This is a genomic window from Allobosea sp. LjRoot90, assembly GCF_964254315.1.
Lineage (GTDB): Bacteria > Pseudomonadota > Alphaproteobacteria > Rhizobiales > Beijerinckiaceae > Allobosea.
On the sequence record NZ_CAXUTF020000002.1, the window covers coordinates 198,881 to 219,743 of the forward strand.

Annotated in this window: 22 protein-coding genes and 1 riboswitch; of the genes, 14 read left to right on the forward strand and 8 right to left on the reverse strand. The window is 66.4% G+C overall.

Annotated features, from left to right (window positions below; genetic code table 11):
* Positions 1–7 precede the first annotated feature (7 nt).
* The 6 genes from ACSQ3M_RS07725 (at position 8) to ACSQ3M_RS07750 (ending at position 6,409) form a co-directional block, all read left to right on the forward strand.
* Positions 8–3,463: a chromosome segregation SMC family protein gene (locus ACSQ3M_RS07725; RefSeq protein WP_436149487.1), complete on the forward strand. Its 3,456-nt coding sequence runs from the start codon at positions 8–10 to the stop codon at positions 3,461–3,463.
* Positions 3,464–3,780: 317 nt separating this feature from the next.
* The gene (locus ACSQ3M_RS07730) at positions 3,781–4,155 is read left to right on the forward strand and encodes an AtpZ/AtpI family protein (protein ID WP_436149488.1); all 375 of its coding nucleotides are present in this window, start codon (positions 3,781–3,783) and stop codon (positions 4,153–4,155) included.
* Positions 4,156–4,203: 48 nt separating this feature from the next.
* Entirely contained in the window at positions 4,204–4,950 is a 747-nt protein-coding gene (locus tag ACSQ3M_RS07735; protein WP_436149489.1) for a F0F1 ATP synthase subunit A, read from the forward strand.
* 61 nt (positions 4,951–5,011) lie between these two features.
* Positions 5,012–5,239: a F0F1 ATP synthase subunit C gene (locus ACSQ3M_RS07740; RefSeq protein WP_057187825.1), complete on the forward strand. Its 228-nt coding sequence runs from the start codon at positions 5,012–5,014 to the stop codon at positions 5,237–5,239.
* Between the two features lie 124 nt (positions 5,240–5,363).
* On the forward strand, positions 5,364–5,918 hold the full coding sequence (locus tag ACSQ3M_RS07745) for a F0F1 ATP synthase subunit B (protein WP_436149490.1): 555 nt from the start codon (positions 5,364–5,366) through the stop codon (positions 5,916–5,918).
* Between the two features lie 8 nt (positions 5,919–5,926).
* Positions 5,927–6,409, forward strand: coding sequence for a F0F1 ATP synthase subunit B family protein (locus ACSQ3M_RS07750; RefSeq protein WP_436097929.1), 483 nt, complete (start codon positions 5,927–5,929; stop codon positions 6,407–6,409).
* Between the two features lie 97 nt (positions 6,410–6,506).
* Here the strand turns inward: ACSQ3M_RS07750 and ACSQ3M_RS07755 are convergent, their stop codons facing one another.
* Positions 6,507–7,817 carry a L,D-transpeptidase family protein gene (locus tag ACSQ3M_RS07755; RefSeq protein WP_436149491.1) on the reverse strand — a complete coding sequence of 437 codons (1,311 nt, stop codon included), beginning with the start codon at positions 7,815–7,817 and terminating at the stop codon, positions 6,507–6,509.
* Between the two features lie 167 nt (positions 7,818–7,984).
* Here ACSQ3M_RS07755 and ACSQ3M_RS07760 point away from each other — a divergent pair, with 167 nt between their 5' ends.
* Both ACSQ3M_RS07760 and ACSQ3M_RS07765 read left to right on the forward strand, forming a co-directional pair.
* Entirely contained in the window at positions 7,985–8,248 is a 264-nt protein-coding gene (locus tag ACSQ3M_RS07760) for a type II toxin-antitoxin system Phd/YefM family antitoxin (RefSeq protein ID WP_436149492.1), read from the forward strand.
* Entirely contained in the window at positions 8,245–8,673 is a 429-nt protein-coding gene (locus ACSQ3M_RS07765) for a type II toxin-antitoxin system VapC family toxin (RefSeq protein ID WP_436149493.1), read from the forward strand. Before ACSQ3M_RS07760 ends, ACSQ3M_RS07765 begins: the two co-directional genes overlap by 4 nt.
* A 4-nt stretch (positions 8,674–8,677) precedes the next feature.
* Here the strand turns inward: ACSQ3M_RS07765 and gcvPB are convergent, their stop codons facing one another.
* From gcvPB to ACSQ3M_RS07800, 7 genes are all read right to left on the reverse strand, one after another.
* Positions 8,678–10,252, reverse strand: coding sequence for an aminomethyl-transferring glycine dehydrogenase subunit GcvPB (gene gcvPB, locus ACSQ3M_RS07770; RefSeq protein ID WP_436149494.1), 1,575 nt, complete (start codon positions 10,250–10,252; stop codon positions 8,678–8,680).
* A 1-nt stretch (position 10,253) separates the two neighbouring features.
* Positions 10,254–10,631, reverse strand: a complete 378-nt coding sequence (locus ACSQ3M_RS07775) for a hypothetical protein (protein WP_436149495.1) — start codon at positions 10,629–10,631, stop codon at positions 10,254–10,256.
* Positions 10,631–11,971: an aminomethyl-transferring glycine dehydrogenase subunit GcvPA gene (gene gcvPA / locus ACSQ3M_RS07780; RefSeq protein WP_436149496.1), complete on the reverse strand. Its 1,341-nt coding sequence runs from the start codon at positions 11,969–11,971 to the stop codon at positions 10,631–10,633. The genes ACSQ3M_RS07775 and gcvPA overlap by 1 nt, the downstream gene beginning before the upstream one ends.
* A 113-nt stretch (positions 11,972–12,084) precedes the next feature.
* Complete coding sequence (gcvH, locus tag ACSQ3M_RS07785) at positions 12,085–12,459, reverse strand: glycine cleavage system protein GcvH (RefSeq protein WP_436149497.1); 375 nt, start codon at positions 12,457–12,459, stop codon at positions 12,085–12,087.
* Between the two features lie 29 nt (positions 12,460–12,488).
* The gene (gene gcvT / locus ACSQ3M_RS07790) at positions 12,489–13,637 is read right to left on the reverse strand and encodes a glycine cleavage system aminomethyltransferase GcvT (RefSeq protein WP_436149498.1); all 1,149 of its coding nucleotides are present in this window, start codon (positions 13,635–13,637) and stop codon (positions 12,489–12,491) included.
* Positions 13,638–13,798: 161 nt separating this feature from the next.
* Positions 13,799–13,898, reverse strand: a riboswitch (glycine riboswitch).
* Between the two features lie 75 nt (positions 13,899–13,973).
* Positions 13,974–14,591, reverse strand: a complete 618-nt coding sequence (locus tag ACSQ3M_RS07795; protein ID WP_436149499.1) for a hypothetical protein — start codon at positions 14,589–14,591, stop codon at positions 13,974–13,976.
* The gene (locus ACSQ3M_RS07800; RefSeq protein ID WP_436149500.1) at positions 14,588–15,097 is read right to left on the reverse strand and encodes an invasion associated locus B family protein; all 510 of its coding nucleotides are present in this window, start codon (positions 15,095–15,097) and stop codon (positions 14,588–14,590) included. The genes ACSQ3M_RS07795 and ACSQ3M_RS07800 overlap by 4 nt, the downstream gene beginning before the upstream one ends.
* Before the next feature lie 365 nt (positions 15,098–15,462).
* Between ACSQ3M_RS07800 and coxB the strand changes: the two genes are divergently transcribed.
* The 6 genes from coxB to ACSQ3M_RS07830 all read left to right on the forward strand — a co-directional run bounded on the left by coxB (position 15,463) and on the right by ACSQ3M_RS07830 (position 20,788).
* Positions 15,463–16,344 carry a cytochrome c oxidase subunit II gene (gene coxB / locus ACSQ3M_RS07805; protein ID WP_436149501.1) on the forward strand — a complete coding sequence of 294 codons (882 nt, stop codon included), beginning with the start codon at positions 15,463–15,465 and terminating at the stop codon, positions 16,342–16,344.
* A gap of 57 nt (positions 16,345–16,401) precedes the next feature.
* Positions 16,402–18,036 carry a cytochrome c oxidase subunit I gene (ctaD, locus tag ACSQ3M_RS07810; protein ID WP_436149502.1) on the forward strand — a complete coding sequence of 545 codons (1,635 nt, stop codon included), beginning with the start codon at positions 16,402–16,404 and terminating at the stop codon, positions 18,034–18,036.
* Positions 18,037–18,168: 132 nt separating this feature from the next.
* On the forward strand, positions 18,169–19,125 hold the full coding sequence (locus ACSQ3M_RS07815) for a heme o synthase (protein WP_436149503.1): 957 nt from the start codon (positions 18,169–18,171) through the stop codon (positions 19,123–19,125).
* Entirely contained in the window at positions 19,122–19,298 is a 177-nt protein-coding gene (locus ACSQ3M_RS07820; RefSeq protein WP_436149504.1) for a hypothetical protein, read from the forward strand. The genes ACSQ3M_RS07815 and ACSQ3M_RS07820 overlap by 4 nt, the downstream gene beginning before the upstream one ends.
* 4 nt (positions 19,299–19,302) lie before the next feature.
* Positions 19,303–19,881 carry a cytochrome c oxidase assembly protein gene (locus ACSQ3M_RS07825; RefSeq protein WP_436149505.1) on the forward strand — a complete coding sequence of 193 codons (579 nt, stop codon included), beginning with the start codon at positions 19,303–19,305 and terminating at the stop codon, positions 19,879–19,881.
* Positions 19,882–19,930: 49 nt separating this feature from the next.
* The gene (locus ACSQ3M_RS07830; RefSeq protein ID WP_436149506.1) at positions 19,931–20,788 is read left to right on the forward strand and encodes a cytochrome c oxidase subunit 3; all 858 of its coding nucleotides are present in this window, start codon (positions 19,931–19,933) and stop codon (positions 20,786–20,788) included.
* The last annotated feature ends 75 nt before the right edge of the window (positions 20,789–20,863 follow it).

Here is a 20,863-nt window from a genome sequence, read left to right on the forward strand (position 1 = left end):
CGTGTCAATGCAGCTGACGCGCCTCAAGCTCGCCGGCTTCAAGACCTTCGTCGAACCGGCCGAGTTCCAGATCGAGCCGGGGCTGACCGGCATCGTCGGCCCCAATGGCTGCGGCAAGTCCAATCTCGTCGAAGCCCTGCGCTGGGTGATGGGCGAAAGCTCGTTCAAGAACATGCGCGGTTCGGGCATGGACGACGTCATCTTCGGCGGCTCGTCGGAGCGCCCGGCCCGCAACATGGCCGAGGTCGCGCTCACGCTCGACAATAGCGACCGCAAGGCGCCCGCCGCCTTCAACGACGCCGAGGTGCTCGAGGTCACGCGCCGGATCGAGCGCGAGGAAGGCTCGACCTACCGCATCAACGGCAAGGAGGTGCGCGCCCGCGACGTGCAGCTCCTCTTCGCCGACGCCGCGACCGGGGCGCGCTCGCCGGCGCTGGTGCGCCAGGGCCAGATCAGCGAGATCATCTCCGCCAAGCCGCAATCGCGCCGCCGCATCCTCGAGGACGCTGCCGGTATCGCCGGTCTGCACAGCCGCCGGCACGAGGCCGAGCTGCGGCTCAAGGGCGCCGAGGACAATCTCAACCGGCTCGAGGACGTGCTCGCCGAGATCGACGGGCAGGTCGAGGCGCTGCAGCGCCAGGCGCGCCAGGCAACGCGCTATCGCAACCTCGCCTCCGACATCCGCAAGGCCGAGGCGGTGCTGGCGCTGATCGCCCATCACGAAGCTCGGGCGCAGGAGGCAGTGGCCGAGCGTGCCCTCGAAGCGGCCGTGCGCGAGGTCGCGGACAAGACCGGCGTGCAGGCGGAGGCGGCGCGGTTGCAGGCGATCGCGGCGCATGCCCTGCCCGAGCTGCGCGAGAACGAGGCGGCTGCGGCGGCCGCACTCGTCCGGTTGAAGCGCGGTCTCGACGAGATCGAGGCCGAGAACCGACGCACGAAGCAGCGCACCGAGGAACTGGCCAAGCGCCTTGCCGAACTGCAAGGCGATCTCGGCCGGCAGGAGAATCTCAGCAAAGATGCCACCGACAGCCTATCGCGGCTGACGGCCGAGGATGAGAGCCTGCGGCTGGAGGCCGAGGCTGCCGCTGGGGGCAGCAAGGCCGCTGCTACCGAGCTCACTGAGGCCGAAAAAGCGCTGGCGGCGGCGGAGGCCGAGCATGCCGCGGTCCAGGCACGGCTGTCCGAACTGGCGGCCCGGCGCGGCGCGCTCGAACGCGCAGTGCGCGAGGCGAGGGAACGCGAGACCCGCCACGCCGGCGAGCGCGAGCGGCTGCAACGCGACCAGGCGGCGCTCGACGCCGACGGCACTGCCGCCTCGCTCGACGGGCTGCGCGCCACGGTCGCGACCGCAGAGACCTCAATGCAAAGCGCGGACGCGGCCGCCAGTGCAGCACGCGGCGCCCTCGCCGCTGCCCGCGAGGACGAAACGCGGCTGCGTGGCCCGCTCGCGGAAGCGGACCGCAAGGCACAGCGCCTCGAAACCGAAGTCCGTACCTTGCAGAAGCTGCTCGCACCGGCAGCCGGCGGGCGCTGGCCGGCGATCCTCGATTCGATCGCAGCCGCCAAGGGCTATGAAACTGCGCTGGGTGCCGCGCTCGGCGACGACCTCGACGCCTCGGCCGATCCGGCGGCGCCGGCACACTGGTCGGACGGAAGCGGCGGCGAAGACGATCCTGCCCTTCCCGATGGCGTCGAGCCGCTCGCCAAACATGTCCGTGGCCCGGCGGCGCTCGGCCGGCGGCTGCGCCAGATCGGCGTCGTTGCCCGGGCCGATGGCGCTGGATTGCGGCCAAAGCTGCTGCCGGGGCAGCGGCTGGTCTCGCGTGAGGGCGACATCTGGCGCTGGGACGGCTTCACCAGCGCTGCCGATGCGCCCTCGCCTGCCGCCCGTAGGCTTGTGGAGAAGAACCGGCTCGGCGATCTCGAACGCGAAGCGCAGGCCGCGCGTGAGGCGGCGGAAGCGTCGCGCGACGGGCTCGACCAGGCGAGCGAGCGCACCAAGGCGGCGGCGCTGACCGAGGCGAAGGCGCTGGAGGCGGCCCGCGAGGCGCGGCGCGCCCTCGATCAGGCCCGCGAGCGGTTGGCGCAGGCGGAGCGCAGGGCTGGCGAGACGGCGGCCCGCCGCTCGGCCCTGACCGAGGCGATCGGCCGGCTCGGCCAGAACATCGCCGATGCTCAGGCGCAGGCCGAGGCCGCGAATCAGGATCTCGCCGGCCTCGCGCCGGCGCCCGAACTGGAGAATGCCCTGCTTGCCGCCCGCGCCGAATTGGGCGAGCGGCGTGCCGCGGCGTCCGAAGCACGAGCGCGGGTACAGACGCAGGGGCGCGAGGCTGAATTGCGCAGCCGCCGGCGCGAAGCGATCGCAGGGGATCTGCGCGCCTGGCGCGAGCGGGCGGCGGCGAGCGAGCAGAGCGCCGCCGATACGCGCCAGCGAATCGAGACGACCGCGGCCGAGCACAAGTCGCTGCTGGAAGCGCCCGACACCTTCCTGGTCGAGCGTCGCCGCCTCCTTGCCGAGATCGAGACCGCCGAGGGCAACCGGCGTGGCGCCGCCGACAAGCTCGCCGCCGGCGAGGTCGCACAGGCCGAGGCCGACCGGCAGGCGCGCGCAGCGCTGGAGGGTCTGGCGGCTGCGCGCGAAGGCCGGGCGAGCGCGGAAGCGCGGCTCGAAGCGGGGCGGCAACGCCTCGCCGATGTCGTCCGTCAGATCGTCGACGGGCTGGAGACCGAGGTCGCCAACCTGCATCAGATCGCAGGATTGAAAGTTGGAGACACCCCACCCGAGGCCGAGGATGTCGAGCGCCGGCTCGGCGGGCTCAAGGCCGAGCGCGAGCGCCTCGGCGCGGTCAACCTGCGCGCCGACGACGAACTCTCGGAGGTCCAGGGCAAGCGCACCGGCCTCGCGACCGAGCGCGATGACCTGACCGAGGCGATTCGGCGGCTGCGCCAGGCGATCGGGGCGCTCAATCGCGAAGGCAGGGAGCGGCTTCTTGCCGCATTCGAGATCGTCAACGGCCATTTCCAGCACCTGTTTGGAGTGCTGTTCGGCGGCGGCACGGCCGAGCTGACACTGGTCGATTCGGAAGACCCGCTCGAAGCCGGCCTCGAGATCATCGCGCGGCCCCCGGGCAAAAAGCCGCAGGTGATGACGCTGCTCTCCGGCGGAGAGCAGGCGTTGACCGCGACCGCGCTGATCTTCGCGGTGTTCCTCACCAACCCCTCGCCGATCTGCGTGCTCGACGAGGTCGACGCGCCGCTCGACGACGCCAATGTCGAGCGCTACTGCGACCTGCTCGAGGAGATGGCGCGCAACACCGCGACGCGCTTCATCCTGATCACTCACAACCCGATCACCATGGCGCGGATGGACCGGCTCTTCGGCGTCACCATGGCCGAGCGTGGGGTGAGCCAGATGGTCTCGGTCGACCTTGATACCGCCGAGCGCATCCGCGAGGCGGTCTGAGACGCCTGCGGCAGCGCACAAGAATCGACCCGAACGCTTCGCCCCACTCTAAAATCATTTTATTTTTCAAGGTATTAATCGCCGCCCACTCAGCTTGACACCACTTGGAGCCGCCAATATGGTGCGGCCGATTTTTCCGGGCGGCGGGGCTTTTTCATCGCAGGGAACGATCGGCAATCCGACGAGCGCCCGCCATTGGCGATCCGGCAACGGATCAACCGGTTCAGGCAGCGCAAATCAGCGACAATTCCGGTATTGTCCGGTTCTCTCGCGAACCGAGCACGGAAAGGTCGTGTCATGATGGCTGCCTATCTGCGATGACGGGCCGGGACGAAAAAGGTCTGGACCCGCAGCGGCCTGCGGAAACGGATGCGAGCCTGGAGAGCCGGCTCAAATCCCTCGACGCGGGCCTGAAGCGTGTGACCAGTCAGGCGGAGGCCGAAAGCCGCAGCGAAAGCGGTCGGACCGATTCCGCTGGAATCGGTCAGGCGATGCGGCTTTCCACCGAATTCATCGCCGGCATCATCGTCGGCAGCGGGCTCGGCTGGGCCGTCGACAAGTGGTTCGGGACGGCGCCCTTCGGGATGATCGTCCTGCTGATGCTCGGCTTCGGCGCTGGCGTGATGAACGTCGTGCGCGCAGCGGGCTTGATGAAATCGCGCACTGACGATAAGTCGAGCGCGCAGAACTGAGGCGCGGCTCCGAAAGGGGCCGTCTTATGGCAGGAACAAGGGCGACAGATGGCTAGTCCGATCGAACAATTCGAGATCAAGCCGATCGTGTCTCTCGGCAAGATCGGCGGAAGCGAGATCGCTTTCACCAATTCCGCTCTGTTCATGGTCGCCGCCGTCGCCATCATCGCGCTGCTTTTCGTCTACGGCACGCGCAATCGCTCGCTGGTCCCGGGCCGGCTGCAGGCGCTGGCAGAGATGGGCTACGAGTTCGTCGCCAACACGGTAAGAGACTCGGCCGGCCATGACGGCATGAAGTTCGTGCCGCTGGTGTTCTCGCTCTTCATGTTCGTGCTGGTCTGCAACCTGCTCGGCATGATTCCCGGCTCCTTCACCGTCACCAGCCACCTTGTCGTTACCGCCGCGCTCGCCGCGATCGTGATCCTCACCGTCATCATCTACGGCATCGCCAAGCATGGCGCGCATTTCTTCGGCCTGTTCGTGCCCAAGGGCGTGCATCCGCTGATGCTGATCATCCTGGTGCCGATCGAGGTGATCTCGTTCGTCTCGCGCCCGATCAGCCTGTCGGTTCGTCTCTTCGCCAACCTGCTCGCCGGCCACATCGCGTTGAAGATCTTCGCCGGCTTCGTGGCGACGCTGCTCTTCGCCGGCGGCTGGGCGATCCTCTCGCCACTGCCGCTCGTGCTGACGATCGCGCTGATCGCGCTCGAATTCCTGGTCGCGGTGCTCCAGGCCTATGTCTTCGCGGTGCTGACCTGCATCTACCTGCACGACGCCCTGCATCCGGGCCACTGAGCGGCCCGGTCTCCAAGTTCACCCCTCGACTGCCACAACCATCCCCCTAAGGAGCATTTCCATGGATCCCCAAGCTGCCAAGTACATCGGCGCTGGTCTCGCTTGCCTCGGCATGGCCGGCGCGGGCATCGGTCTCGGCAACCTGTTCGGCCAGTTCCTCTCGGGCGCCCTGCGCAACCCGTCGGCGGCCGATGGCCAGCGCGGCACCCTGCTGCTCGGCTTCGCGCTGACCGAAGCGCTCGGCATCTTCTCGCTGCTGATCGCGCTGCTGCTGCTCTTCGCGGTCTGATCGCGAACGCTACCCGGGCCTGCCGCAGGCGACGCCCTCCGGGGCGTCACGCGGCGGGCTCCCGCCTCCCTTCCCATATGCCGTGCGAACCCTTCGGGCTCGTGCGGCCGGATGAGGTTCAGTGATGGCAGCGCCAGCCACGACCACCGGAACGACCGCCCATGGCGGCGCGGCTCCCGCCCATGGCGGCAGCTTCCCGCCTTTCCAGGGTGACACCTTCGCCTCGCAGCTGCTCTGGCTCGCGATCACCTTCGGCGTCCTGTACTGGCTCGCCGCCAAGGTGATCGTGCCGCGTCTCGGCGGCATTCTCGAGGACCGCGCCAACAAGATCGGCAACGATCTCGACGAGGCGGCCGCGATGAAGGCCAAGGCCGAAGAGGCCGGCCAGGCCTATGAGAAGTCCCTTGCCGAAGCCCGCGCCAAGTCGCAGGCGATCGCGCAGGAGACACGCGAGAAGGTCAACGCCGACAGCGCCGCGCGGCGCAAGACGGTCGAGGCCGATCTTGCCGCCAAGCTCGCTGACGCCGAGGCCATGATCGTCGCCACCAAGACGGAAGCGATGAGCCATGTCGGGGCGATCGCCGCCGACGCGGCCAGCGCCATCGTCAACCGCCTGACCGGCGCCGCTCCGGCTCCGGCCGACGCCGCCAAGGCGGTCAAGACCGCGCTGGGAGGCTGATCGCCATGCTGAGCAACCCAACCTTCTGGGTCCTGGTCTCGACCGTCATCTTCCTCGCCATGGCGGTGAAGATGGGTGCTCTCAAGAGCATCATCGGCGCACTCGACGGCCGCGGTGAACTTGTCGCCCGCGAGCTCGCGGAAGCCAGGCGCCTGCGCCACGAGGCCGAGCTGCTGCTCGCCGAGTACGAGAGCAAGCGCAAGGCGGCCGAGGCCGAGGCCGAGGCGATCGTCGCCAACGCCCGCGACGAGGCCCAGCGCCTCGCCAAGGACGCCGAGGAGAAGCTCGCGGAGTTCGTCACCCGCCGCACCAAGTCGGCCGAGGACAAGATCACCCAGGCCGAGACCCAGGCGACCGCCGAGGTCCGCGCCGCCGCTGCCGAGGCCGCGACGCGCGCCGCCGAGGTCATCCTGCGCGGCCAGGTCGCCGGTAAGGCCGGTGCCGATCTGGTCACCGCCGGGCTGAAGGACGTTCGCGCCAAGCTCAACTGAGCCGCCCGAGCTTCAGGCAAGAAAACAAGAACGCCGCGGTCTTCGGACCGCGGCGTTCTTCGTTTGACCTCCTGGAACCGGGCGAAAGCCCTCGTTCCTACTGGATCGCGACAGCCGTCCCAGGCGGCGGGAGCGGCATCGGGATCGGAGCGGCCGCAGACTTCGGCACGGCTGGTCGGACGACAGGCTGAGGCAGCTTCGCCGTGGCAGGTGCCGCCGCCGGCGCAATGACAGGCTTGGGCTTCGGCCGGCGCGGCTGAATCGTCGAGGTGACGATGCCCTGCGGCGTATCGAGCCCGTAGATGTCGTCGCGGAACTGCACCAGGCCGTCAGCGTCCTGCCAGCCGGTCATGTAGACCCAGGCGACCGGCACCGCCTTCTTCAGCGTGATGTTCTTGCGCTCGCCCTTGGCGATCTCGGCCTCGATCGCCGGTTGGGTCCACTCGGTGCCCTCGAGCAACCAGGCTGCGAGGTCCCGCACGCCCTCGATACGGGCGCAACCTGAGGAGTTGAAACGGACATCGTTGCGGAAGAGCGACTTCTTCGGCGTGTCATGCATGTAGACCGCCTCGCTGTTCGGCATATCGATCTTGAGCTGGCCGAGCGAGTTGGTCGGTCCAGGCTCCTGCCGGACGTAGAAATACGGGTTGGTCAGGCTCGCCCAGTTGACACTCGCAGGATCGATCTCGCGGTTCTCGGCGCCGAGCAGCTTCATGTTGGACTTGGCGATGAAGTCCGGTTCCTTGCGCATCTTCGGGATGATGTCGGCCTTCACGATCGACATCGGTACCGTCCAATAGGGATTGAGGTTGACCGAGGTGATGCTGGCCTGCAGCACCGGCGAGGCCCGGTCGGGCCGGCCGACAATGGCGAGATGGCGGCGCTGGACCACGCCCTTCTCCACCGCCTCGACGCTGGCACCGGGGATGTTCACCACGACATAGCGCTCGGTGAAGCTGAAGCCGTTGCCCTTCAGCCGCTCCAACGTCGCGGTGAGCTGGTTGAGGCGGACCTCGACCGGCACGTTGAGGGATTTCAAGGTCAGGCGGCCGACGGTGCCGAGCTCGGACAGGCCATGGCGGCGCTGGAAACGCTTCACCGCCGCGATGACGGTTGCGTCGTAGGTGTCGCCGGGTAAGGCATCGGGTGGCAGATCGCCGCTCAGCATCAGGCGCTGCTTCAGCAGCGCGACGTCCGGCCCCTGCGAATCGGGCTTCAGCGCAGCCGCTGCGCCCGGCACCTTCGGCCAACCGCCACGGCCAGCGATATCCTCATGCGTGATCAGCGCCTCGAGCGTACGGTCATAGGTCTTGGGGCCATAGCCCGGCTCCTCGGCGCGGGCGGCCGAGAACATCGCCGCGAACGAGACCGCGGCGGCGAGCACATGGCGAAGGCGAACGCGATACATGGGCGAGCTTCCAAGGCGCGAGAATACACGCCGTCGGAAGCTTCCCTCGCATATGGTCAAGGAAGCCTTAAGGCAGGCTGCCCAGGTAACGAAAGGGCAGCGGCCGCCTTGCCGGCGCCAATCTTTGACCTATATGGTCATGATAGTCATTTCTCGCGGAGGCCAACATGACCGCACTGCCCAAGGAAACATGGACTGTGGCCAACGCCAAGGCACGCTTCTCGGAGCTGATCGACAAGGCGAAATCCGAAGGCCCACAAACGGTGACGCGCAACGGCAAGCCAGCGGCGGTACTGGTGTCGGTGGAAGAATGGGAGAAAAAGACGACGCCAAAGGGAACGCTCGTCGAGTTCTTCCAGAACTCACCGCTCTACGATAGCGGGATCGAGATTGAACGCTTCAAGGGCGGTTTTCGGAAGGTCGATCTTTGAGCTTTCTGCTCGACACCAATGTGGTATCCGAGCTCGCCAAGCGGGATCTGTCGCCGAACGTAGCTCAATTCATTCGGACAAAGCCCCAGAGCGAGTTCTTCATCAGCGTGATCACCATCGCAGAGATACGCTGCGGTGTCGCACTGCTGCCAACTGGTAAGCGACGCGATGCGCTAGGGGCCTGGCTGGGCACCGACCTGCCACAGCGCTTCGACGGCCGAATCATCGATGTCGCACACGACATCGCATTAGCTTGGGGAGATCTGATCGCGTGGTCGCGCCGGAACGGCGCGAATCTCGAGCCAATGGACGGGCTGATCGCAGCGACGAGCCGGATGCGCGACCTGACGCTCGTCACGCGCAACATCCGGGATTTCGACCGCCTCGGCCTGCGGCTGCTCGATCCCTGGATCGAGCAGCGTTGAGCCCCTACTCCGCGGCTTCCTTCACCGGCGCAGGCTTCTCCCATTTCAGCACCGGCTGGCGCGCCGCCCTCGTCTCGTCGAGACGGCGGATCGGGGCATGGTGCGGGGCTGCGGTGAAGCGGGTCTTGTCGTTGCCTTTCGCCGCGATGGCGAGATCACGCAGCGTCGCGACGAACAGGTCGAGCGAGGCCTTCGATTCCGACTCCGTCGGCTCGATCAGCATGGCGCCGTGGACGACGAGCGGGAAATATACCGTCATCGGGTGGTAGCCCTCGTCGATCATCGCCTTGGCGAAATCGAGCGTCGAGACGCCGGTACCCTTCAGCCAGTCATCGTCGAACAGCGCCTCGTGCATGGAAGGGTGATCAGGGAAGGGCAGCGACATCAGGTCGACAAGGCCGGCGCGGATGTAGTTGGCGTTGAGCACGGCGTCTTCCGAGGCCTGCTTCATGCCGTCGGCGCCATGGCTGAGCATATAGGCGAGCGCGCGGACATACATGCCCATCTGGCCGTGGAAGGCGGTCATGCGGCCGAAGGGATCGTTACCCTCAGGCGCATCGGCCTTGTGCTCGACCAAGCGCGACTTGCCGCCCTCGACATGGATGAACGGCACCGGCGCGAAGGGCGCCAGCCGCTCCGAGAGCACGACCGGGCCGGCGCCTGGGCCGCCGCCGCCATGCGGGGTCGAGAAGGTCTTGTGCAGGTTGATGTGCATGGCGTCGACGCCGAGATCGCCCGGACGCGCCTTGCCGACGATCGCGTTGAAGTTGGCACCGTCGCAGTAGAAATAGGCGCCGGCCTCGTGCATCGCCGCGGCGATCTCGACGATCTGCGGCTCGAAGATGCCGCAGGTATTGGGGTTGGTCAGCATGATCGCCGCGACATCGGGGCCGAGCAGCGCCTTGACGTCCTCGACCGCGACCGTGCCGTCGGCGCGGGCCGGCACCGACTTCACGGAAAAGCCGATCAGCGCCGCGGTCGCCGGGTTGGTGCCATGGGCGGATTCGGGCACCAGCACGACATTGCGGGTCGCGCCCTCGCCCTTGGCGGCGATGGCGGCCTTGATCGCCATCATGCCGCAGGCCTCGCCATGGGCGCCGGCCTTGGGCGAGAGCGCCACGGCCGGCATGCCGGTCAGGGTCATCAGATAGTGCGCGAGCTCAAGCATCACGTCGAGCGCGCCCGGCACGGTCGAGACCGGCTGGAGCGGATGCACATCGGAGAAGCCCGGCAGCCGCGCCACCTTCTCGTTGAGGCGGGCATTGTGCTTCATCGTGCAGGAGCCGAGCGGGAACAGCCCGGTGTCGATGCCGTAGTTCTTCTGGCTGAGGCGCACGTAGTGGCGCATCGTCTCGGGCTCGGAGAGGCCCGGCAGGCCGATCTCGCTTTGGCGGGCATGCTTGCCAAGACGGCTTTTGAACGGCGCCGGCCTGTCGATGTCGACGCCGGTCGACTCGTGATGGCCGATCTCGAAGATCAGCGGCTCGATCTGCTGCAGCGCGCGATTGCCGGTGAAGGTCTCGTGGCGCTCGGCCGCGCCCTCGCCAGCCTGGCTGGGACGTCCCTGACGGTTCAGCATATTATTCTTCCTCTCCGTGGGTGCCGAATTCCGGATCCCATTCGATCGCCGCGAACATGGTCCTTGCCCACTCACATCGATCAATTTTCCCGAGCTCCCGAAGCACAGCTTTGAGACCAGGCAAGGACACTCGAACCGGGGAATTTAGCCACTCGGAAGCGAACACACCTTCCGGCGTATCTGTACGATCACTTCCCTTCATCCAGCCGCTATTCATCGCCCCATAGGACGCCTGGAATCTGGAGGCGATAATTACGGGTTGATCGGTACCCAGCTTTCGATCTCGCCTGTCGCAGACAAAAACATCATCTGACGGTTGGAAGTCGGCTGCACGGTTGAAATGGATTTCCGCGTGCTCTGCCGGGATGAGCATCGCCATCACAGCACCTCCGCGAGCGCCGCCACGAAGGCCGCTCGATCTTCATCCGTGTTCACTTCGGTATTGGCGACGATCAGAAGATCGTCGAGCCCGACGCCGGGCTTCAGGCGCGAGGCCGGCACGCCGGCGAGAATGCCCTTTGCGGCCATCGCCTCGACCACCTCTGCCGCCGGCTTCGACAGCTTCAGCGTGAACTCGTTGAAGAAGCTCTCGTTGACGACCTCGACGCCCTTCACTCCGGCGAGCGCGTCGGCGAGCTTGACCGCATTGGCGTGGTTGACCTCGGCGAGGCGCGACAGCCCGGCCTGGCCGAGCAGCGTCATATGGATGGTGAAGGCCAGCACGCAGAGGCCGGAATTGGTGCAGATGTTCGAGGTCGCCTTGTCGCGGCGGATATGCTGCTCGCGGGTCGAGAGCGTCAGCACGAAGCCGCGGCGGCCATCGGCGTCGACGGTCTCGCCGCAGAGCCGGCCCGGCATCTGGCGGATATATTTCGACTTGGCGGCAAAGAGGCCGACATAGGGCCCGCCGAAGTTCAGGGCATTGCCGATCGACTGGCCCTCGCCGACGACAATGTCGGCGTCCTGGGCGCCGGGCGGCGTCACCGCGCCGAGCGAGACGACCTCGGTGAAGACCGCGATCAGCAGCGCGCCATGAGCGTGCGCCTTGTCGGCAATCGGCTTGAGATCGCGCAGGTTGCCGAAGACGTCAGGCGACTGCACAACGACACAGGAGACGCTGTCGTCGATCTGGCTGAGGATGTCTTCGGTGGCGCGAACGTCGGGCTTCAAAGCCACGACCTCGTCGCTCGCCATCTCGGACAGCGTCTCGACGACCTGGGTATAATGCGGGTGCAGCCCGCCGGAGAGCACCGCCTTGCGCCGCCTGGTGACGCGATGCGCCATCAGCACCGCCTCGGCGGTGCCGGTCGAGCCGTCATACATCGAAGCGTTGGCGACCTCCATGCCGGTCAGCGCTGCGACCTGGGTCTGGAACTCGAAGAGGTATTGCAGCGTGCCCTGGGCGATCTCGGGCTGGTAGGGCGTATAGCTGGTCAGGAACTCCGAGCGCTGGATCAGATGGTCGACCGTCGCCGGGACATGGTGCTTGTAGGCGCCCGCCCCGACGAAGAACGGCACCGCGCCGGCCGCCGTATTCTTCGCCGACAGCCGCCCGAGGATGCGCTCGACTTCGAGTTCGCCCTTGGCGCGCGGCAGGTCGAGCGGTTCTTTCAGCAGCTTGCCAGCCGGCACATCGGAGAAGAGCGCGTCGACATCGGGCACGCCGATGCGCGCGAGCATGTCCTCGCGGTCGGTCTCGGTCAGGGGGAGATAGCGCATGGAGGTTCCTTGAATGGCGTCATGCTCGGGCCTGACCCGAGCATCTCTTCAACCAGTGCCTTCTCGTCCGGAGGTTCTCGGATCTCCGGACGAGAATGACGTGTCCCGACGCCTCAGAGCGTCTTCAAGTAGTCCTGGTACTCGGTCTCGCTCAGCAGGCCCTCCAGCTCGGCAGCATCCGTGAGCTTGAGCTTGACGAACCAGCCCTTGCCGGCCGGGTCCTCGTTGACCGTTCCGGGCGCGGCTTCGAGCTCGCTGTTGACGGCGACGACCTCGCCGGAGACCGGCGCATAGACCTCGGACGCCGCCTTGACGCTCTCGACGACGGCGGCTTCACCGCCCTTGGAGAGCGCCTTGCCGAGCGAAGGCAGCTCGACGAAGACGACGTCGCCGAGCTGGCCCTGGGCGTAATCGGTGATGCCGACCGTGCCGGTATCGCCTTCGATGCGGATGTATTCGTGGTCCTTGGTGTAGCGGGTCTCGGCCATGGGTTTCCTCCGGCGAAAAGGGGTGAAGCTCAGCGCTTGTAGCGGTTGGGGACGAAGGGCATGGCGGCGACGGTCGCCGCCAGCGGCTTGCCGCGCACGATCAGATCGAGCTTCGTGCCGGGAGCGGCATGCTCCCTGGCGACGTAGCCCATGGCGCAGGGGCCGTTCAGTGTCGGGCCGAAGCCGCCCGAAGTGACCTTGCCGACGATGGTGCCGTCGGCGAGCGCGATCTCGGCGCCTTCGCGCGCCGGAGCCCGGCCTTCGGGCACGAGGCCGATGCGGATGCGGGCCGGCTTCTCCGCGAACTCGCGCTGAATGCGCTGCGCTCCGGGAAAGCCGCCCTCCTCGCGCCGGCGCTTCTGGATCGACCAGTTGAGCGCCGCCTCGACCGGTGAGGTCGTGGTGTCGATGTCATGGCCGTAAAGGCACAAGCCGGCTTCGAGCCGCAGCGAATCGCGGGCACCGAGGCCGATCGGCTTGACGCGAGCGTCGAGCAGGAGCGCATCCCAGATCTCGCCGATGCGGTCCGCCGCAGCGGAGATCTCGTAGCCGTCCTCGCCGGTATAGCCGGAGCGGCTGACATTGGCCTTGACCCCGCCGAGCTTCAGCGTGCGCAGGGTCATGAAACCCATTTCGGCAGCTTCGGGATTGAGCGCCGCCAGCGCCTCTTCCGCCTTCGGTCCCTGCAGTGCGATCAGGCCGCGATGCTCGGCCTTGACCAGCTTCACATTGGCCGGCAGCCGTGCCTCGATATGAGCGTAGTCGGCGATCTTGCAGGCGGCGTTGACGATGAGCAGCAGCGCACCGTCCTCGTCTGGATCGGCCGAGCGCGTCACCATCAGATCGTCGAGAATGCCGCCGTCCTCGTTCAGCAGCTGCGAATAGCGCTGCTTGCCGGGCGGCAAGTTGACGATATCGGCCGGAATCAACGCCTCGAGCGCACGGGCCGTGGTCTCATGATCGGGGCCGACGAGGAAGGCCTGGCCCATATGCGAGACGTCGAACAGGCCGGCGCTCTCGCGGGTCCAGTTGTGCTCGGCCATGATGCCGGCAGGGTACTGCACCGGCATGTCGTAGCCGGCGAACGGCACCATACGCGCACCCGCCGCGACATGGCGGGCATGGAACGGTGTCTTGAGCAACGGCTCGGTGCTTGCAGTCTCGGCTTCGGCAGCCATGGCATCCCTTCCAGAGTCGAGCGCGAGCCCCGGACGGATTCGTCCGGAGCGCGCCCCCTCTGTCTCGGGACCTGAGAGATTTCCCCGCCAGGCTTAAAGCCTAGGGCGAGTTACCCCCGTCGGTGGGCGAGCCTCAAAGGCCCGCCACTTTCCAGAGCGCCAACTCCCACGCGGTCCGTTTGCCTGAGCGTTTCCGGGGCGGTTGCGCCTTCGGCGCCGACGCCGGACAAGTCCGGCTCCGGTCTCTCCCGCGGGGATGATGCGGCTGAGCCAGCAATAGACGAGCGAGGGGCCGAGTCAATCGGCTCCCTGCCTCAGTTCACGGCAGCGTGCCGCTTATCGGCGCCGGCGCCGCGTCGGTTCGGCACCACCGGTGTTCAACCCGACGATGATCTCGACCTCGCCGGAGCCCGGTGGGACGACAATGTTGCCCTCGACATGCGAGAAGTCCGCGCCAGTCTGGCCGGAGGGGATCGCCCCGCCGACACGGGAGCTGCGGCGCGCAATGACCTGGTTGTTGCGCATCACCTGGGTGATCAATGTCGCGCCATAGCTGCCGGCGCTGCCGGCCGGGCCAATCAGGATACGCCCCTCGACGCCGACCTTGAGGGTGAAGCCGCCATCCTTGTTCGCCTGGGTACACTCGCGCGCGGTGGTGGTGATCGAGACCTGGCTGCGCAGACTGCCGCTGTCCGGTCCCGACTGGGCCCGGATCGCCGCTCCGCCATCGGCGATGATCACCGAGGGGCAGATGAAATAGACCTCATCGTCCGTCGGCAGCTGATTGGGCTGCGGCGGCGTGGTCGACTGGAACATCAGGATATTGCCGAGCTTCTGCGTGGTGCTGGGCTCGCCCGTGCTCGACGAACCGGAGGAACCGCAGCCGGCGAGCGCGAGGGCCAGGCCGGCGGGCAGAATGAACCGGCCGAAGCGGCCAGCAAAGCGATCAATCACGGCAAAGCCTCCACGCCGGGGCCGAATCCGTTGAGCGAAACCGGAATACCGACCCCTTCCTCCGGTGTCTGAAACACGATGAATGTGGCGCTCTTACCAGTCTTGAGCTGACCGAGCAGGGTATCGTCCATCACGACCTCGGCGACACAACCGGTCGTCAGGCAGCGCACGAAGCCGGCGCGACCGATATCCTTGTCGTCGATCTTGAGACCGAGGCCGGAAGGCAGCAGCACGCCGAGCGGGGCGACCACGCGCAGCAGACGGCTCTTCTGGTCAGCCGTCTTCAGCACGATCACCAGCAAGGTAAGGTTCGGCCGATCCTCGGCCGCGACATTCTGCACGAGCGCGCATTGCTCAGCCTTGGCGCCGGGCGGGGTCTCGCAGCGCATCTGCCAATCGCCATGAGTGGAGCGCACCGCACCCTGCGCATGGGCCGGCGCAGCCGAAAGCCAGCCGCAGCCCAGGACGGCGAGCGCCGCGGCCACGGGACCGATCAATAAGCGCATCGCTGTCCTCCTCTCCTTGCGGGCGCTGGGAATGCAAGCAGACCCACGCCGAACGGCACCCCCGCCATGCGAGAATGCGTTCCGACCATGCGTCCCGATTCCTGTCAAGGCGAAGCATCATAAGCGCCCGCGTGGCGGACTCGACACTGGCGACGTCGACCGGCAGGCCGGCGCCCATGCGCATGTCGCGTACTTATGCCGCACGGACTGGGTCACGGCCTGTCATTGTCCCACTGGCGCAAGCGTGATCTTTGATTTATCGCAATGCCGAACAACCGGGGTGGCCAGACGTGGCCGTCCCGGCGCGCCTGCCTTGAAGCTGACCGAGGCAGATCGCGCGGCATCAAAGGAGCTATGTCGGACCGATGCGATTTGTGACCACTCCTCTCAAGAACGCGCTGGCTGCCTTCGCTGCAGCTCTGGTAGCGTTTTCGCCGGCCGTCGCATCGGCCCAGAACGGCATGCCGCAGCCTTGGGAGCTGAATCTCCAGCCGGCCAATTCCGAAGTGATGACGTTCATTCACTGGTTCCATGACTGGGTGAACGTACTCATCTTCATCATCACGCTCTTTGTGCTGGGCCTGCTGGTCTATGTCGCCTGGCGCTTCAACGAGAAGGCGAACCCGGTTCCCTCGAAGACGACGCACCACGCGCTGCTCGAAGTGGCCTGGACGATCATTCCGGTGCTGATCCTGGTCGTGATCGCCATCCCCTCCTTCCGCCTGCTCAAGCTGCAGCTGGAGATTCCGCAAGCCGACATGACCGTGAAGGTCACCGGCAAGCAGTGGTACTGGTCCTACGAGTACCCGCAGGACGGCGGCAGCTTCGGCTTCGATTCGCTGATGCTCGACGAGAAGCAGCGCGCCGAGGCGATCCAGACCAAGAAGATCGCCGAATCCGAGGCGCCGCGCCTGCTCGCCGTCGACAACGAGGCGGTCGTTCCGGTCGGCAAGATCGTGCGCGTGCAGGTCACCGGCGCCGATGTCATCCACAAGTTCGCGCTGCCGGCCTTCGGCCTGAAGATCGACGCCATCCCCGGCCGACTGAACGAAACCTGGTTCAAGGCCGATCGCGAAGGCATCTTCTACGGCCAGTGCTCGTTCATCTGCGGCCAGAACCATGCCTACATGCCGATCGCCATCCGCGTCGTCAGCCAGGAGCGCTACACAGCCTGGCTCGCGGAAGCGAAGCAGAAATTCGCCAATGCCGCCGACGCCACCAGCAAGGTCGCCGAAGCGGCCCGCTGAACCCGACACTCTTGAAAGAACTCACGCGAACCGTATTCGCAGGAGGAGACGAATTTCATGGCTACCGCGGCTCCCCACGCCCACGGGCATGACGACGCCCACGCCCACGAGCACCACACCCCCACGGGTTGGCGCCGCTGGCTGCTCTCGACCAACCACAAGGACATCGGCACGCTCTATCTGATCTTCTCGATCATCGCGGGCCTGATCGGCGGCTTCCTGTCGATCATGATGCGGATCGAATTGCAGCAGCCGGGCCTGCAGATCTTCGCCAACGGCCAGAGCTACAACGTCTTCGTCACCGGCCACGGTCTGATCATGATCTTCTTCATGGTCATGCCGGCCTTGATCGGCGGCTTCGGCAACTGGTTCGTGCCGCTGATGATCGGCGCGCCGGACATGGCCTTCCCGCGCATGAACAACATTTCGTTCTGGCTCACCGTCGCCGGGCTCATCCTGCTGCTGATCTCGATGTTCGTCGAAGGCGCCCCGGGGGCGAAGGGCGTCGGCACCGGGTGGACGATCTATCCGCCGTTCTCGTCGACAGGCCACCCCGGCCCGTCGGTCGATTTCGGCATCCTGGCGCTGCACCTTGCCGGCGCAGCCTCGATCCTGGGCGCGATCAACTTCATCACCACGATCCTGAACATGCGCGCGCCCGGCATGACCATGCACAAGATGCCGCTGTTCGCCTGGGGCGTGCTGGTCACCGCTTTCCTGCTGCTGCTGGCGCTGCCGGTTCTCGCCGGCGCGATCACCATGCTGCTGACCGACCGCAATTTCGGCACGACCTTCTATGATCCGTCCGGCGGCGGCGACCCGGTGCTTTACCAGCACCTGTTCTGGTTCTTCGGCCACCCCGAAGTCTACATCATGATCCTGCCGGCCTTCGGCATCATCAGCCACATCATCTCGACCTTCTCGAAGAAGCCGATCTTCGGCTATCTCGGCATGGCCTACGCCATGGTTGCGATCGGCGTCGTCGGCTTCATCGTCTGGGCCCACCACATGTATACGGTCGGCCTGTCGCTCAACACGCAGCGCTACTTCGTCTTCGCGACGATGGTGATCGCGGTGCCGACAGGCGTGAAGATCTTCTCGTGGATCGCGACGATGTGGGGCGGGTCCCTGCGCTTCACCGCGCCGATGCTCTGGGCGATCGGCTTCATCTTCCTGTTCACCGTCGGCGGCGTCACCGGCGTCGTGCTGGCCAATGCCGGTCTCGACCGCTCGCTGCATGCGACCTACTACGTGGTGGCGCATTTCCACTACGTGCTGTCGCTCGGCGCCGTGTTCGGCATCTTTGCCGGCTTCTACTACTGGTTCCCGAAGATGAGCGGCTACATCATCCCGGACTGGGTTGGCCGCCTGCACTTCTGGGTCGCGTTCATCGGTGCGAACCTGCTGTTCTTCCCGCAGCACTTCCTCGGGCTCTCGGGCATGCCGCGGCACTATGTCGACTATCCCGACGCCTTCGCCGGCTGGCATTTCTGGTCGTCGATCGGTTCCTACATCTTCGCCGCCGGCCTCCTGATCTGGCTCTACGGCATCGTCGTCGCCTTCACGAAGAAGGAGATCGCCGGCAACAATCCGTGGGGCGAAGGCGCGACCACGCTGGAGTGGACCCTGCCCTCGCCGCCGCCCTTCCACCAGTTCGAGACGCTGCCGCGCATCACCGGCTCGGATCACTGAACCAACTGGCGGCGGGCCTCATGGCCCGCCGCCGCCCCTCCCCCGAGCGCCTGGTTCGAGGCGCTCCGGAGACGGGCGGATCCCGTAAACGATGCCCTCGGGCATCACGAATGTTGAAGCGAACGAATTTCGATGTCTGCTGCCTTCGATCAGATCACCCAGGCTGACGACGGAGTCTCGCTGAGTTCCACCGGCGAGGCGCGCGACTTCTTTGCGCTGCTCAAGCCGCGCGTGATGTTCCTCGTGATCGTGACGGCGCTCGGCGGCATGGTCGCGGCGCCGGGTGCGGTCAATCCGGTGATCGGCTTTGCCGCCCTGCTGGCGATCTCGGTCGGCGCTGGCGCCTCGGGCTGCCTCAACATGTGGTGGGATGCCGACATCGACGCGGTGATGACCCGCACGGCCAACCGGCCGATTCCCGCCGGCCGTATCCTGCCGTCCGAGGCGCTCGCCTTCGGGCTGACCCTCTCGATCGGCTCCGTGCTGGTGCTCGGCCTCGTCGCCAATCTGCTCTCGGCGGCGATGCTGGCCTTCACGATCTTCTTCTATGTCGTCGTCTACTCGATGTGGCTGAAGCGGGCGACGCCGCAGAACATCGTCATCGGCGGCGCCGCCGGCGCCTTCCCGCCGATGATCGGCGAAGCCGTGGTCACCGGCGATTTCGGCATGACCTCGATCGTGCTGTTCGCGATCATCTTCCTGTGGACGCCGCCGCATTTCTGGGCGCTGGCCCTGGTGAAGTCCGATGACTATGCCCGCGCCGGCATCCCGATGCTGCCGAACGTCGCCGGCCCCGCTGCCACGCGTCGCCAGATCGTCGCCTATACGCTGGTGTTGGCCCCGGTCGCAGTGCTGCCGGCGCTGATGGGCTTCGGCGGGCTGATCTATCTCATCGTCTCGGTCGTGACCGGGCTCGCCATGATCGGCCTGTCGCTGCGGGTGCTGCGGATCACGCAGGGCGAAGCGGCCAACAAGGCGGCCTATGCCCTGTTCGGCTTCTCGATCCTCTATCTCTTCCTGCTCTTTGCCGTGCTGCTGGCCGAGAACGGCCTCGGCCTGATGTGGGCCCTGCCCAAGGTGCTGGGATGAGCCAAGCCCCGCAGGACAAGAAGCAACCGCCGGCGCCATTCTCGCCAGAGGACATGGCGCGGCGCAATCGCCGCTCGATCGCGCTCGCGCTCGTGCTCGGCGGGCTCGTGCTGTTCTTCTTCATCGTGACGCTGGCCAAGACCGGGCCGGCGATCCTCAACCGGCCGCTGTGACGCGATGACGGCCGCCTCCCGAAACCGCCGCACCGTCCTTGCCTGCAGCGCCGCCGTGCTGACCATGACCGGGCTCTCCTTCGCCGCGGTGCCGCTCTACAACCTGTTCTGCAAGGTCACCGGCTTTGCCGGCACGCCGATGGTGGGCACGGCCGCCACTGGCAAGACCAGCGAGCGGATCGTCTCGGTCGCCTTCGACGCCAATGTCGCGCCCGCGCTGGGCTGGCGCTTCGAGGCGGAGAGGACGGAGATCAAGGCGCAGGTCGGCGTGACGCAGACGGTGTTCTACAAGATCACCAACACGTCCTCGCGGCCGATGACCGGGATCGCGACCTATAATGTCCAGCCCAACCAGTCGGGCGCCTATTTCGTCAAGATCCAGTGCTTCTGCTTCACCGAGACGACGCTGCAGCCCGGTGAGACCATGGAAGCGCCCGTGGTGTTCTACATCGATCCCGAGATCGAGCTGAACCGCGAGCTCGCCAGTCTGAAATCGATCACCCTGTCCTACACCTATTTCCCGTCGAAGAACGGGCAGCCGGTGGCGGAAAGCAAGGGTGACGGCAACCAACCGAAACTATAAAGCTGCGCTGACGCGCTGCGCTTCTATCGGACGTGGAGAGTTGAACACGATGGCCGGGGCCCATACCAAGAACCACGACTACCACCTCGTCGATCCGAGCCCGTGGCCGATCGTCGGCGCCGCCAGCGCGACCACGATGGCGATCGGCGCGGTGATGTGGATGAAGTCGATGCCGGTCGCCGGGATGAATATCGGCCCGCTCGTCTTCGGCGTCGGCCTGCTCGGCGTGCTCTACACCATGCTCGCCTGGTGGATGGACGTGATCCGCGAAGCCGAGCGCGAGGGCCATCACACCCGCGTGGTGCAGCTGCACCACCGCTATGGCATGATGATGTTCATCGCCTCGGAGGTGATGTTCTTCGTCGCCTGGTTCTGGGCCTATTTCGACGCCAGCCTGTTCACCGGTGAGCACATCCAGTACGCCCGCGCCGAGTTCACCGGCGGGCATTGGCCGCCGAAGGGCATCGAGACCTTCGACCCCTGGCACCTGCCGCTGCTCAACACCCTGATCCTGCTGACCTCCGGCACGACCGTGACCTGGGCGCACTACGCCTTGATCCAAGGCGACCGGAAGGGCCTGAAGCAGGCCCTGTGGCTGACCGTAATCCTCGGCATCCTGTTCACGGCCTGCCAAGCTTACGAGTACGCGCACGCCGCTTTCGCCTTCAAGGGCAACATCTACGGCGCGACCTTCTTCATGGCGACCGGCTTCCACGGCTTCCACGTCATCATCGGCACGATCTTCCTGGCGATCTGCCTGTGGCGCGTCTATCTCGGCCACTTCAAGCCGGACCAGCATCTCGGCTTCGAGTTCGCCGCCTGGTACTGGCACTTCGTCGACGTGGTCTGGCTGTTCCTGTTCGCCTCGATCTATGTCTGGGGCTCCGGCGTGCCGGCGGCGCACTAGGCCCCAGGCCGGAAGCGGCCGCGAACCTGAATAAGGGGCGGCCGCAAGGCCGCCCTTTCCGTTTACAGGAGGCAG

Bases quoted from the DNA above. Each gene is read 5' to 3' on its own strand.
- ACSQ3M_RS07725 (WP_436149487.1), top strand. From the start codon at position 8: ATGCAGCTGACGCGCCTCAAGCTCGCCGGCTTCAAGACCTTCGTCGAA.
- ACSQ3M_RS07730 (WP_436149488.1), top strand. From the start codon at position 3,781: ATGACGGGCCGGGACGAAAAAGGTCTGGACCCGCAGCGGCCTGCGGAA.
- ACSQ3M_RS07735 (WP_436149489.1), top strand. From the start codon at position 4,204: ATGGCTAGTCCGATCGAACAATTCGAGATCAAGCCGATCGTGTCTCTC.
- ACSQ3M_RS07740 (WP_057187825.1), top strand. From the start codon at position 5,012: ATGGATCCCCAAGCTGCCAAGTACATCGGCGCTGGTCTCGCTTGCCTC.
- ACSQ3M_RS07745 (WP_436149490.1), top strand. From the start codon at position 5,364: ATGGCAGCGCCAGCCACGACCACCGGAACGACCGCCCATGGCGGCGCG.
- ACSQ3M_RS07755 (WP_436149491.1), bottom strand. From the start codon at position 7,817: ATGTATCGCGTTCGCCTTCGCCATGTGCTCGCCGCCGCGGTCTCGTTC.
- ACSQ3M_RS07760 (WP_436149492.1), top strand. From the start codon at position 7,985: ATGACCGCACTGCCCAAGGAAACATGGACTGTGGCCAACGCCAAGGCA.
- gcvPB (WP_436149494.1), bottom strand. From the start codon at position 10,252: ATGCTGAACCGTCAGGGACGTCCCAGCCAGGCTGGCGAGGGCGCGGCC.
- ACSQ3M_RS07775 (WP_436149495.1), bottom strand. From the start codon at position 10,631: ATGGCGATGCTCATCCCGGCAGAGCACGCGGAAATCCATTTCAACCGT.
- gcvPA (WP_436149496.1), bottom strand. From the start codon at position 11,971: ATGCGCTATCTCCCCCTGACCGAGACCGACCGCGAGGACATGCTCGCG.
- gcvH (WP_436149497.1), bottom strand. From the start codon at position 12,459: ATGGCCGAGACCCGCTACACCAAGGACCACGAATACATCCGCATCGAA.
- gcvT (WP_436149498.1), bottom strand. From the start codon at position 13,637: ATGGCTGCCGAAGCCGAGACTGCAAGCACCGAGCCGTTGCTCAAGACA.
- ACSQ3M_RS07800 (WP_436149500.1), bottom strand. From the start codon at position 15,097: ATGCGCTTATTGATCGGTCCCGTGGCCGCGGCGCTCGCCGTCCTGGGC.
- coxB (WP_436149501.1), top strand. From the start codon at position 15,463: ATGCGATTTGTGACCACTCCTCTCAAGAACGCGCTGGCTGCCTTCGCT.
- ctaD (WP_436149502.1), top strand. From the start codon at position 16,402: ATGGCTACCGCGGCTCCCCACGCCCACGGGCATGACGACGCCCACGCC.
- ACSQ3M_RS07815 (WP_436149503.1), top strand. From the start codon at position 18,169: ATGTCTGCTGCCTTCGATCAGATCACCCAGGCTGACGACGGAGTCTCG.
- ACSQ3M_RS07820 (WP_436149504.1), top strand. From the start codon at position 19,122: ATGAGCCAAGCCCCGCAGGACAAGAAGCAACCGCCGGCGCCATTCTCG.
- ACSQ3M_RS07825 (WP_436149505.1), top strand. From the start codon at position 19,303: ATGACGGCCGCCTCCCGAAACCGCCGCACCGTCCTTGCCTGCAGCGCC.
- ACSQ3M_RS07830 (WP_436149506.1), top strand. From the start codon at position 19,931: ATGGCCGGGGCCCATACCAAGAACCACGACTACCACCTCGTCGATCCG.